Source organism: uncultured Allobosea sp. (assembly GCF_945957345.1).
Lineage (GTDB): Bacteria > Pseudomonadota > Alphaproteobacteria > Rhizobiales > Beijerinckiaceae > Allobosea.
This window is the reverse complement of the sequence record NZ_CAMFKW010000019.1, coordinates 34158-47071: the sequence shown is the minus strand read 5'-3', so window position 1 is coordinate 47071 and position 12914 is coordinate 34158. Positions and strand designations below refer to the sequence as shown.

Below are 12914 nucleotides of genomic sequence, written 5' to 3'. Positions count from 1 at the left end.
CAGCAGGGGCTTTCCGGCATGAGCGACGAGGACGATACCAAGCGGGTCCGCAGCATCTTCATTTCGGATCTGCATCTGGGCACCCGTGGGGCCCAGGCCGATCTCGTGCTGGAGTTCCTGCGCGCCTATGATGCGCCGCAGATCTATCTCGTCGGCGACATCATCGATGGCTGGCGGCTGAAGAGCGGCTGGTATTTCCCGCAGACTCATAACGACGTGATCCAGAAGCTGCTGCGCAAGGTGCGCAAGGGCTCGAAGCTGATCTACGTCACCGGCAATCACGACGATTTCCTGCGCGACTTCACCGGCCTGCAGTTCGGCGGCATCACGCTGGTCGACGAGATCGTCCACGAGGCGGCCGACGGCAAGCGCATGCTCGTCATCCATGGCGACCTGTTCGATCTCGTCGTGCGCAATGCCAAATGGCTCGCGCTGCTCGGCGACTGGGCCTATACGGTCGCGCTCGCGCTCAACATGGCGATCAACCGGGTGCGCCGTGTCCTGCGCCTGCCGCACTGGTCGCTTTCGGCCTGGGCCAAGGCCAAGGTCAAGAATGCCGTGAACTATATCGGCGAGTTCGAGACCTGCCTTGCCGCCGAGGCGCGCCGCCACAAGGCCGACGGCGTGATCTGTGGCCATATCCACCATGCCGCCCAGCGCGAGATCGAGGGCCTGACCTATATCAATACCGGCGACTGGGTCGAAAGCTGCACCGCCTTCGTCGAGCACGAGGACGGTCGCTTCGAATTGATCCGCTGGCCGCAGGGCCGGTTGAACACGACGCCTGCGGTGCCTGTATCAGTGCCGGCACGGCCGGCTCCGGTCCGGGACCTGATCGAGGCCGCGTGATGCGCGTGCTGGTCGCGACCGATGCCTGGCGGCCGCAGGTCAACGGCGTCGTGCGCTCGCTGGAGCAGATGATCGCGGCGGCGCCTGGCCTCGGCATCACGGCCCACGCGCTGACGCCGGAAGGCTTCCATCAGGTCGGCCTGCCGAGCTATCCCGATATCCGGCTGGCGCTGGCGACGCGCCGGACGCTTGCCGCGCGGATCGCCGATTTCGCGCCCGATCATATCCATATCGCGACGGAGGGGCCGATCGGCTGGCTGACGCGGGCGGTGTGCCTTGCCCAGAAGCGCCCGTTCACGACGAGCTACCATACGCGCTTCCCGCAATATATCGCGGCACGCTGGCCGATACCCGAGAGCTGGAGCTATCGGCTGCTGCGCCGCTTCCACGGTCCTGCGGCCGCCGTGATGGTCTCCACCGGGACGGTGGAGGAAGAACTGCGCCAGCAGGGCTTCGAGAAGCTGGTGCGCTGGGGGCGGGGCGTCGATCTCAGCCTTTTCCATCCGCGCCCGCAGAGCCTGCTCGACCTGCCGCGGCCGATCTTCCTCTATGTCGGCCGCGTCGCAGTCGAGAAGAATGTCGAGGCTTTCCTGTCGCTCAAGCTGCCAGGCAGCAAGGTCGTGGTCGGCGACGGGCCGGCGCGGGCCGATCTCGAACGGGCCTTTCCCGAGGCCCGCTTCCTCGGCCTGAAGGAGGGCGAGGAGCTGGCGGGGATTTATGCGTCGTCGGATGTCTTCGTCTTCCCAAGCCTGACAGACACCTTCGGAATAGTCTTGCTGGAAGCGGCGGCGAGCGGTTTGCCCGTTGCCGCCTTCCCGGTGCAGGGGCCGCGCGACGTCTTTGCCGGCAGCGGGGCCGCGGTGCTGGACGAGGATCTGCGCAGCGCCGCCATGCGGGCGCTCAGGGTGCCGCGCGAGGCCTGCCTCGAATTCGCGGCGCGCCATAGCTGGGCGGCGAGCGCGGCGCAGTTCTATGGGCATATCCGGCGCGTGGCGCGTGAGGCCGGCTATTTCCCGCGCGAGCCGGAAACTCCGGCTGCCACGACGCTTACAGCCTTCGCGAGCGGGCGTGGCGTGGAAGGGCGCGTGCTGCCGCGGCGCCTGCCGGCTTGAGCTGGGCGCGGAAGCCGTCGCGCCGTTCGTGAACCGAGGCGATGACGAGGCCCATCGGCACGCCAAGCCCGACCAGCGCGGCTTCCGACAATTGCAGGCTGGCCTCGATGGTTTCGGGCACCGCGTCGTTGACGCCGATCTCGTAGAGATGGCGGGCATGCGCCGCGTCGCGGGCGCGGGCGACGATGACGATGTCCTGCCGCAGCGAGCGGGCGGCGAGGACGATGGCATCGACGGCGCGCGAATTGTCGATCGTCACGATCAGCGCCGTCGCTTCCTCCAGGCCGCACAGGCGCAGGAATTCGGGTTTGGTCGCATCGCCGTAATAGGCCGGGCGGCCGGCGCGACGCTGCGCCGTGATCAGCGTCGCATCGGAGTCGATGACGATATGGGACTTCCCGTGCTCGTCCAGCATCGAACCGACGAGCCGGCCGACGCGTCCGCCGCCGACGACGATGGCGCGGGGCGCATGGTCGTCCGGCGGCAGGACCGCAGCCTCGTCGGGCAGAGCCACGGGGGTAGCGAGCTTCTGGGCGAGGTTGCGGGCGACCCGTGCCAGCAGCGGCAGGGCGACCATGGTGAGTGAGACTGCAGTCAGGACGATGCTGGTGGCGCCGGGGTCGATCAGCTTGGCGCCTGTCGCGGCATTGAGCAGCACGAAGGCGAATTCGCCGCCGGGCGCGACCATGATCGCGGTTTCCAGCGCTGTCGCAGGCGCGAGCCGGAACCGGCGGGCCAGCACGAAGATGAGGGCGCCCTTCACCAGGACGAGGCCGATCGCCCCGCCGACGATGGCGAAGGGATGGGCCGCGATATCGGCCGGATTCACGCCCATGCCGACGGTGAGGAAGAAGACGCCGATCAGCAGTGACTTGAACGGATCGATCGTGACTTCGATGGCGCGGCGGAACTCGGTCTCGGCGAGGAGCAGCCCGGCGATGAAGGCGCCCAAGCCCATCGACAGGCCGGCGGTGGCGGCGATCAGGCCGGTGCCGAGCGCGGTCAAGAGCGTCGCTGCCATGAAGCTCTCGGTCGAATCGGTCGAGGCGACCAGCCGGAAGAGCGGGCGCAGCGCCAGCCGGCCGATGACGACGATGACGGCGATCGCGACGAAAGCCTGGATGAAGGCCTGCGCCAGGCCGGCGAGCAGGGAGCCCGAACCGTTCTGCGAATCGAGCACGCTGATCAGGAACAGCAGCGGGATGACGGCCAGGTCCTGGCACAGCAGGATCGCGAAGCTGGACCGACCGGCCGAGGTCGTCATCCGCTTCTTCGCCGCCAGCAATTCGACCACCATCGCCGTCGAGGACAGGGCGAGGCCAAAGCCGATGATGAGGGCGGCCGCCGCCGGCTGGCCGAGCGCATAGGCGAAAAGTCCGATCGCGGCGGCGCAGAACCCGACCTGTCCGAGGCCGAGGCCGAAGACGAGGCGCTTCATCGTCATCAGACGCTCGAAGGAGAGCTCCAGCCCGATGACGAAAAGCAGGAAAGCGACGCCGAGCTCGGCCGGCCCGGCGAGCGCCTCGGCATTCGAGACGGTGATCGTGCTCAGCAGCGGGACCTTGGAGACCAGCCCGCCGAGGCCAAACGGGCCGAGCAGGGCGCCGCAGGCGACGAAGGCGATGATCGAGTTGACCTTGAGGCTCTTGGCCAGCGGCACGACCACGCCGGCCGTCGCGAGCACGACGACGGCATCCTTGTAGACGGAAGGGTCGACTGTGCCGGCCAAAGGGCTGCCTTGCGATTCGAGGGCTTGCGGGATGCGTCTGCAATTCTTGCGGTTTGCGGCGGCGCAGCACAACCTTGGAATCGTCATGACCGGCAGAAATTCGCCTTGCGGTGCGAGCCTTTAGGCGAGAGGGCTAAGATGCCCCCGGCGAAAAAGCGGTTTCCGCGCGCGAGACGAATGGGATAGCGTCCCGCCAATCGTTCAGAAGGACCGTCCATGCGCTTTGCCGGCACCGAAAACTACGTCGCGACAGAGGACCTCACCGTCGCCGTCAATGCCGCGATCCGGCTGGAGCGTCCGCTGCTGGTGAAGGGCGAACCCGGCACCGGCAAGACGGTGCTGGCCGAAGAGATCGCGGCGGCGCTCGGCGCGCCGCTGATTACCTGGCACATCAAGTCGACGACCAAGGCGCAGCAGGGCCTCTACGAATACGACGCGGTGAGCCGCCTGCGCGACAGCCAGCTCGGCGACCCCCGCGTCTCCGACATCGCCAACTACATCAAGCGCGGCAAGCTCTGGGAGGCCTTCGAGGCGCCGGTGCGCCCGGTGCTGCTGATCGACGAGATCGACAAGGCCGATATCGAATTCCCGAACGACCTGCTGCTGGAACTCGATCGCATGGAATTCCATGTCTACGAGACTGGCGAGACGATCAAGGCGGCGCAGCGGCCGGTGATGATCATCACCTCCAACAACGAGAAGGAATTGCCGGATGCGTTCCTGCGCCGCTGCTTCTTCCACTATATCCGCTTCCCCGATGCCGAGACGATGCAGGCCATCGTCGAGGTGCATTTCCCCGGCATCAAGAAGCGCCTGATGGAGGAGGCTCTGCGCCTGTTCTTCGAGGTGCGCGAGGTGCCCGGCATCAAGAAGAAACCCTCGACCTCCGAACTGCTCGACTGGCTGAAGCTGCTTGTCGCCGAGGATATCGGACCGGAGGTGCTGCGCGAGCGCGATCCGCGCAAGCTGATCCCGCCGCTGCACGGAGCGCTGCTCAAGAACGAGCAGGACGTCTCGCTGTTCGAGAAGCTCGCCTTCATGGCGCGGCGCGAGAGTCGCTGAGACTGCCCCTCGCAAATCGGCTCCGTCATCGCTAGGTTCTCTCCATGCGACGCCTCATGCTTCTGCGCCATGCCAAGTCCCACTGGCCCACGGGTGTGGCCGATCGCGACCGGCCGCTCGCGGCGCGCGGACGCGAGGCCGCCCCGGTGATGGGGCGCTATCTTGCCGATGAATTGCTCCTGCCCGATCTCGTGCTGATCTCGCCGGCCAAGCGCACGGTCGAGACCTGGGAGATGGTCGCGCCGATGCTGCCCGAGAAGCCGGCGACGCAATACGAGCCGCGCATCTACGAGGCCAAGGTCGAGCGCCTGCTGGATGTCGTGCAGGAAGTCGAGGGCGAAGTCCGCACGCTGCTGATGATCGGCCATAATCCCGGCTTCGAGGAATTGGCCCATCTGCTGACCGGCCATGGTGACCGCTACGCCTCGGCGCGGATGAGCCAGAAATACCCGACCTGCGGGCTTGCTGTGATCGATTTCGCGGTCGAGCACTGGTACGCGGTCGCGGCGCGCGAAGGCCGGCTCGATCGCTTCGTCACGCCTGGATCACTTGGTGAGGGGCCGGACGAATGAGCGCTGCGGCGCCGTGAGCGATACCTCCTATCTCGACAGCGCTCGCAACGCAGCGCTTGCCTTCGGGGACAGTCTGCTGGGGCTTGCGCGCCCGCGCCTGCGGATCGGCGTCACCGGACTGTCGCGCTCGGGCAAGACGGTCTTCACCACCGCGCTGATCCAGAACCTGATCGAGGGGGCGAAGCTGCCGGTGCTGAAGGCTGCCTCCGAGGGGCGGATCGCCCGCGTGCGTCTGGTGCCGCAGCCCGACCCGGACGTGCCGCGCTTTCCTTACGAGGCGCATCGCGCCGCCATGAACGGGCAGGACCGGCGCTGGCCGGAATCGACGCGGCGCATCTCGGAGCTCAGGGTCGAGATCGATTACGAGCGGGCCGCCGGCTGGTTCAAGGGGCCGGCGACGCTGACGCTCGACATCGTCGACTATCCCGGCGAGTGGCTGCTCGATCTCGCGCTGATCGGGCAGGACTACAAGGCATGGTCGGCGCAGGCGGTGGCTGACGCTCGCAAAGCCCATCGGCGCGAGGCTGCGGCGGAGTGGCTTGCCGACTTGCCTGGGCGGAACCCGGACGGAGCACCGGATGAGCTTGCGGCGGAAGCTGCGAGCGATCTGTTCAAGGGCTATCTCGCCCGGTTGCGTGCCGATCCGGAGGCCGTGGCTGTGACGCCGCCGGGGCGCTTCCTGATGCCGGGCGATCTCGAGGGGTCACCCGCCCTGACCTTCGCGCCGCTCGATCTCGGCCATGATCGGGACGTACGGCCGGGCACGCTTGCGGCGCTGATGGCGGACCGGTTCGAGGCTTATAAGCGCGTCGTGGTGACGCCGTTCTTCCGCGATCATTTCGCAAGGCTCGACCGGCAGATCGTGCTGGTCGACGTTCTCGCTGCGCTCGATGCCGGGGCACCGGCCCTCGCCGATCTTGAAACCGCCTTGGGGCAGGCGCTCACGGCCTTCTCGGTCGGGCGCAATTCCTGGCTCACGAGCCTGTTCGCACCGCGGATCGAGCGCGTGCTCTTCGCCGCGACCAAGGCCGATCATATCCACCATTCGAGCCACGACCGGCTGGCGGCGGTGATGTCGCATCTGGTCGGGCGGGCGCTGTCGCGGGCACAAGGAGCCGGCGCAACGGTGGAAGCGATGGCGCTGGCTGCGGTCAGGGCGACGCATGAGGTCCGGATCAAGGAAGGGCGCGAGGAATTGCCGGCCATCGCCGGCGTTCCGGAAGCGGGCGAGACGATCGACGGGCAGGTCTTCGACGGCGTCGCGGAAGCGGCGATCTTCCCCGGCGAATTGCCGGAGCGGCCCGAAGCGATCTTCGATCCCAAGGTGCATTGGCAGGTGCGGGCGCCACGCTTCCGGCCGCCGCTGGTCGCAGCCGACGCGGGCGGGCGCCTCAAGCCGCCGCCGCAGATCCGCCTCGACCGTGCGCTGGAATTCCTGATCGGCGACAAGCTGGCATGAACGGGGTTTCGCGATGAGCAAGGCGCCGCGCGCGATCCGCCTCGACAACGCTCAGCCGGGCGAGCCGCTCGGCGAGGCTCCGCTGCGGCAGGGCGATCTCGCGATCATGCCGGAGAGCGAGCCAATCGATGCCGCCGCGCCGGCAGTTCCCATCAAAGCCAAGCGCGGCTTCTCCTGGGGCTCGCTGTTCGTGGCCGGCTTGTCCGGCTTCCTGGCGCTGGCGGCCGGAGTCTGGGCCGAGAACACCATCCGCTCGCTGATGAGCCAGAATCCGGCGCTGGGCTATGCCGCGCTGGCCTGCGCGGCCGTCGCGGCGCTGGCGCTGCTGGTCATGCTGGCGCGGGTGCTGCGCGACATCCTGCGCGAGCGCAAGGTGGAGGCTTTGCGCGAGCGCGCCGTCGCGGCTCTGGCGACCGGCACGCCCGACGAGGGCCGGGCCATCGCGGGCGAACTCGTCTCGCTCTACAAGGGACGGGCGCAGACGGCGCAGGGCCGTGCCGCCTTGCAGGAGGCGCTCCCGCAGCTCTTCGCCGCGCGCGACGTGTTGACGGTGGCGGAGCGCAGCCTGCTTGCCCCGCTCGATGCGCTCGCCACGGCCCAGATCGCGCAGGCGGCACGGCGGGTCTCGCTGGTCACGGCGGTGAGCCCGCGGGCGCTGGTCGATGTGATCTTCGTGCTGGTCGCCTGCGCGCGATTGCTGCGCTCCATCGCCGGCATCTATGCCGGGCGGCCCGGCACGCTCGGCCTGCTCCGTCTGGCGCGGCAGGTGATGAACCATCTCGTGCTTACGGGTGGCATGGCGGCGGGCGATGCCGTGATCCAGCAAGTGGTCGGGCAGGGGCTTGCCGCGCGCCTCTCGGCCAAGCTCGGCGAGGGCGTGATCAACGGCATGCTGACGGCCCGGATCGGGCTTGCTGCGCTCGCGGTCTGCCGGCCCTTGCCCTTCGTCGAGGCTACCCCGCCGACATTGTCCGATGTCGCTGGCGATCTCGGCGGCTGGCGCGGGGCTGGCCGGGGCGACGAAGCCTGAACCCGGCAGAATCTGCCGGCAGGAGGCGATTCTGCCCGGTTCGGACTGCCGCTAAACCTTTCGTAAACGATCCAACTCCTTGAAATAGCACGAAGCCGCGCATGGCATGCGCCGTGCAGAACCTTGCCTCGAGTTGTGGGCCGCCCTCGGGGGCTGTCGGTTGAGGTGAGGGTTCCATGGGTGTTTTCAGTGCGCTGACCACGGCGGTTTCGGGAATGACGGCGCAGTCCTATGCGCTTGAGAACATTTCCGGCAACATCGCGAATTCGCGGACGGCGGGCTACAAGCGCGTCGATACGAGCTTTGCCGATCTCGTGCCGGATGCGGCGCTGAACCGCCAGGTCGCCGGCTCGGTCCAGGCCTTCAGCCGGGCGACGAACTCGATCCAGGGCGATCTCAACCCGACCAAGATCGACACCAATATCGCGATCAACGGCGACGGCTTCTTCGTGGTCGACCAGCGCGCGAGCGGCGTCGGCGCCAACACGCAATTTGCCAACTCCAACCTCTATACGCGGCGCGGCGATTTCGACTTCGATGCGAACGGCTACCTCGTCAACGGCGCGGGCTACTATCTCAAGGGCCTGAAGATCGACCAGGTGACCGGTCAGCTTGTCGGCACGCAGCCGGACGTGCTGCGGATCACCAAGGATCAGTTCCCGGCCAAGGCCACGACCTCGATCGAGTACCGTGCCAATATTCCTGCGGTTCCGGCGACGACGCAGAAGACGCAGGGCGGATCAGAGTTCCTGAACCCCGCCTCGGTTACCGCGGCCGGCACGTCGCCGAACCCCTATGCCGGTAACGCCGCGGTGATGGGCAACAATATCACCAGCTTCCTGGCGACCTCGATTCCCGGCGGCTCGGTGACGGTCTATGACGCGCTCGGCAAGGCCACCAGCGTCGAGATGCGCTGGGGCAAGATCGACAACGGCGATTCGACTGCGACGCCTCCGACCACGGGTACCTGGGGGCTGTTCGTCGCGCAGGATACCAGCGCGACCGGCGCCAGCCAGGTTGCTTATGTCCAGACCGGGCAGAACGTGACCTTCGGTACCACCGGCCAGATGGTCAGCCCGGCGAGCGGCGACATCACACTGCCGACTATGACCATCAACGGAACCACCATCACCGGCATCAATGTGTCCACCGGCGGCAATGGCGTGACCCAGAATGGCGATGTCAGCGGCCAGATCGACGCGCGCAGCATCCGCCAGGACGGCTATACCGCCGGCACGCTCGACCGCGTGTCGGTCTCGGCCGAGGGCCAGGTGGTCGGCACCTTCAGCAACGGCCAGGTCGTGGCGCTGGCGCAGGTCTCGGTTGCCCGGTTCAATGCCGACAATTCGCTGAAGCGGCTCGATGGCGGCGCCTTCGAGGAGACGATCGAATCCGGCCCGCCGATCATCGGTCTCGGCACCTCGCAGATGGTCGGCGGCAGCGTCGAGCAATCGAACACCGATATCGCCGACGAATTCTCCAAGATGATCGTCACCCAGCAGGCCTACTCGGCCAATACCAAGGTCATCACCACCGCGCAGGAGATGCTGACCTCGGTGTTCAACATCATCCGCTGAGCGGCGGATCTGCCTAAGCTGCGGCCCAGGAGGGCCGCTTCTCGCGACAGGAGTTGGCGATGGGTCTGAGCACTTCCCTCAACACCGCGATCGGCGGACTCAACGCCGCGCAGGTCGGCATCGGCGTCGTCTCGCAGAACGTCGCCAATGCCGGAACGACGGGCTATGTCCGGCGGACGGTCTCGACCGCCGACAGCTTGACCGGGCTGACGATCGGCGTGCAGAGCACGCAGGTCCAGCGCCTGCTCGACAAGATCGTCCAGCACCAGCTCTGGCAGGAAGCCTCCGGCGCCGCCTATACCTCGACGCGCGCGGATTCTCTGTCCAATCTCGACAAGCTCTACGGCCAGCCCGGCAGCTCCACGGCGCTGGACACGATCTTCAACAAGTTCACCAGCGCGCTGCAGTCGCTCCAGAACGACCCCTCATCCTACAGCCTGCGCTCGCAGGTGCTCGACAACGCGACGCAGCTCGCCAGTCAGCTCAACACGCTCTCCAACGGTGTGCAGGCCCTGCGCAGCCAGGCCGAGACCGGCATCTCCAGCGCGGTCACCAAGGTCAACGACCTGCTGGGCGCGCTTGCGAAGGTCAATACCCGCATCGTCGGCAGCCCGAACGACAGCGCGACGGCCAGCCTCAAGGACCAGCGCGACCTGATCCTGTCCGAGCTGTCGCAGTATGTCGACATCAAGACGACCGAGGATGCGCGCGGCTCGGTCAGTGTCGTGACCGGCTCGGGCACGCAGCTCTTCGACGGTACGGCGGCCGTCACCTTCAAGTTCGACGAGCATGCCGGGATCGGGCCAGACGACCAGTGGGATATCGATCCCGCCAAGCGCGGCGTCGGCACGATCAAGATCGTCGACGCGTCCGGCAACACGTCGGACGCGATCGCCAACCGGATCTTCCGCTCGGGCGAGATCGCGGCCAATATCGAACTGCGCGACAAGACGCTGGTCCAGGCCCAGGCGCAGCTCGACGAGATCGCGGCGCAGATGTCGAAGGCGCTCTCGGACCGCGAGATTGCCGGCACTCCCGCCACGGCGGGAGCAGCCACCGGCTTCGATGTCGATCTGACGGGTCTGCAATCCGGCAATTCGGTGACGCTCGACTACAAGGTCACCCCAGGCGGGCAGACCCAGCGCTTCACCTTCGTGCGCGTCGACTCCGCGGCGTCGCTGCCCTTGCCGGCCTCGGCCAGCGGCGATGCCAACAATCGCGTCATCGGCATCGATTTCTCGGGCGGCCCCGCTTCCGTCGCCGCACAGATGCAGGCGGCGGTGGGGACCGGTTTCACCGTCTCGAACACCGGCTCGACGCTGCGCATCGTCGATGACGGCGCGGCCGGGACGCGCGATGTCGTCGGATTGACCGCGCGGCCGACGAATTCGGTCCTGGCTTCCGCGGGCGGGACGCCCGAGCTGCCGTTCTTCGTCGACGGGCCTTCGGGAAACGCGTTCACCGGCTCTTATGACGGCGGTTCTCAGACCACCGGATATGCCGCCCGGATCACGGTCAACCCGGCCCTGATCGCGGATCGCTCGCTGCTGGTCGCCTACAATACCTCGCCGCCGACTGCGCAGGGCGATCTCACCCGGCCGCAGCTTATGCTGAACCGGCTGACGCAGAGCCAGCGCGCCATTACCAATGCGTCCGGACCGGACGGCAACACTGCGACCTCCAGCACGACGGTGGCGAATTTCGTTCAGCGCGTGGTCTCCTCGCAGGGACAGGCCGTCGAAGCGGCCAAGCGCCTGGACGAAGGTCAGCAGGTCGCGCTCGCCTCGGTGCAGAGCCGCTTTCAGGCGACGTCTCAGGTCAATGTCGACCAGGAGATGTCGATGCTGATCGAACTCCAGACTGCCTATGCCGCCAATGCCCGCGTCATCTCCACGATGAAGGAGATGATGGACGTGCTGATGAGAGTGTGAGGCCGCGATGACCATCACAGCCTATGGAACCGGCGCCTACCGCGCGGCCAAGCCCAACGAGTTCGTCTCGACGCGGGCCCAGTTCGACGACCTGCAACGCCAGCTCGATACCAAGCAGCGCAGCACCAGCTATGGCGACCTCGGCATCGACCGGCGCATCAGCCTCGATCTCAACAGCAAGATCTCGTCGCTGGATTCGCTGCTTTCGGGCATCCAGCTCAGCGGTGTGAACCTGAAGCTCCAGGCGGATGCAGCGTCCACCTTCGCCAAGCTGGCGAGCGACTCGCGCAACGACATGCGCTCGAACAGCTATGTGCAGACCTCCAGCGGACGGACGGCGCCGCAACTGCTGGCGGAGGACAAGTTCAAGCAGGTGCTCGACCTGCTGAGCACCGACGTCAACGGCCGCTACCTGTTTTCCGGAAAGACGTCGGATACCGCACCGGTCGAGAGTTTCGACACGATCATCAACGGCGATGGGGCCGGCAAGGCCGGGCTCAAGCAGCTTATCGACGAACGCCGCCGCGCCGATCTGGGCAGCAACGGGCTCGGCCGCCTGACGACCGGTACGGCTGGACCCACGACCGTCACCCTGGCGGATGGCGACCATGATTACGGCTTCAAGATCGGCGGCGTCAGCTCGACCGGGGCCGGGGTCGCCGTCACGGCCCAGACGCCGCTTCCTTCGGGTAGCAGGGCGGCCTTTTCGCTCTCCGTTACCGGCCAGCCGCTGCCCGGCGACAAGGTCACGGTCAACCTGAACCTGCCGGATGGCACCCAGACACAGGTCACGCTGACGGCACGCGCACCGGGAACGACCGGCTCCGATGCCGATTCCTTCGAGATCGGTGCCGACGTCAACGCAACGGCGGCGAACCTCAAGACCTCGCTCGAGGCCGGGCTCGGCAAAGAGGCGAAGACGACGCTCTCGGCCGCCTCGTCTCAGGTAGCGGCGCAGGATTTCTTCGACGGCAGCGTCAACAATCCCCCCCGTCGCGTTCCGGGGCCGGATTTTGAGAACGCGACGGCGCCGCCGACCAAGGTGGGGGCGAGCGACACCACCGTCATCTGGTACAAGGGCGATGACGGGATTCCGCCGCTCGACAAGAATGATCCTGCGCTGGACACGCGCACGATCGCGCCGACTTCCGCGCGTACGACCGCGATCGTGCAGCTCGACCAGGGCCAGTCGACCGGCGTCGGTGCACGGGCCAATGAAGGGGCCTTCCGTACCGGGTTGGCGCAGTTCGGCATCATGCTGAGCGAAACATTCCCGGCGAGCGATCCGAACTCGCAGGATCGCTATAACGCGATGGCGGAGCGGGTCGGCGACAAGCTCGGCTTCGGCGGCTCGACGCAGAAGCCGGCGGAGATCATCACCGAGTTCGGCTCGGCGCAGTCGGCCTTGTCCAGCGCGAAGGACCGCCACCAGAGCACCAAGGACTATCTGACCACGACGCTGTCCGGCGTCGAGAACGTCACGACCGAAGAGGTCGCGACACAGATCCTCTCGCTGCAGACGCAATTGCAGGCGAGCTACCAGGTGACCTCGATGCTCTCCAAGCTGTCGCTGACGAATTATCTCTGAACGCA

General features: G+C 67.0%; 10 protein-coding genes. 9 read left to right on the top strand and 1 reads right to left on the bottom strand.

What is annotated here, in order from left to right:
• Positions 1-18 precede the first annotated feature (18 nt).
• Both Q0Q36_RS11585 and Q0Q36_RS11580 read left to right on the top strand, forming a co-directional pair.
• Positions 19-849: a UDP-2,3-diacylglucosamine diphosphatase gene (locus Q0Q36_RS11585; RefSeq protein ID WP_293798282.1), complete on the top strand. Its 831-nt coding sequence runs from the start codon at positions 19-21 to the stop codon at positions 847-849.
• Positions 849-1961, top strand: coding sequence for a glycosyltransferase family 1 protein (locus tag Q0Q36_RS11580; protein ID WP_293798281.1), 1113 nt, complete (start codon positions 849-851; stop codon positions 1959-1961). Before Q0Q36_RS11585 ends, Q0Q36_RS11580 begins: the two co-directional genes overlap by 1 nt.
• Here the strand turns inward: Q0Q36_RS11580 and Q0Q36_RS11575 are convergent.
• Positions 1897-3690, bottom strand: a complete 1794-nt coding sequence (locus Q0Q36_RS11575) for a cation:proton antiporter (RefSeq protein ID WP_293798280.1) — start codon at positions 3688-3690, stop codon at positions 1897-1899. The genes Q0Q36_RS11580 and Q0Q36_RS11575 overlap by 65 nt on opposite strands.
• Positions 3691-3906: 216 nt before the next feature.
• On the opposite strand from Q0Q36_RS11575, the gene Q0Q36_RS11570 reads away from it, so the two are divergent.
• The 7 genes from Q0Q36_RS11570 to Q0Q36_RS11540 all read left to right on the top strand — a co-directional run bounded on the left by Q0Q36_RS11570 (position 3907) and on the right by Q0Q36_RS11540 (position 12909).
• A complete protein-coding gene (locus tag Q0Q36_RS11570; protein WP_293798279.1) occupies positions 3907-4752 on the top strand; it encodes a MoxR family ATPase in 846 nt (281 codons plus the stop codon).
• 44 nt (positions 4753-4796) lie between these two features.
• The gene (locus Q0Q36_RS11565; RefSeq protein WP_293798278.1) at positions 4797-5324 is read left to right on the top strand and encodes a histidine phosphatase family protein; all 528 of its coding nucleotides are present in this window, start codon (positions 4797-4799) and stop codon (positions 5322-5324) included.
• Between the two features lie 73 nt (positions 5325-5397).
• Positions 5398-6783 carry a YcjX family protein gene (locus Q0Q36_RS11560; RefSeq protein ID WP_293798341.1) on the top strand — a complete coding sequence of 462 codons (1386 nt, stop codon included), beginning with the start codon at positions 5398-5400 and terminating at the stop codon, positions 6781-6783.
• A 13-nt stretch (positions 6784-6796) separates the two neighbouring features.
• Positions 6797-7813 carry a YcjF family protein gene (locus tag Q0Q36_RS11555; protein WP_293798277.1) on the top strand — a complete coding sequence of 339 codons (1017 nt, stop codon included), beginning with the start codon at positions 6797-6799 and terminating at the stop codon, positions 7811-7813.
• A 176-nt stretch (positions 7814-7989) separates the two neighbouring features.
• On the top strand, positions 7990-9390 hold the full coding sequence (locus tag Q0Q36_RS11550; RefSeq protein WP_293798275.1) for a flagellar hook protein FlgE: 1401 nt from the start codon (positions 7990-7992) through the stop codon (positions 9388-9390).
• A 59-nt stretch (positions 9391-9449) separates the two neighbouring features.
• The gene (gene flgK, locus Q0Q36_RS11545; RefSeq protein WP_293798274.1) at positions 9450-11321 is read left to right on the top strand and encodes a flagellar hook-associated protein FlgK; all 1872 of its coding nucleotides are present in this window, start codon (positions 9450-9452) and stop codon (positions 11319-11321) included.
• A 7-nt stretch (positions 11322-11328) separates the two neighbouring features.
• Positions 11329-12909, top strand: coding sequence for a flagellin (locus tag Q0Q36_RS11540; RefSeq protein WP_293798273.1), 1581 nt, complete (start codon positions 11329-11331; stop codon positions 12907-12909).
• Positions 12910-12914: the final 5 nt, after the last annotated feature.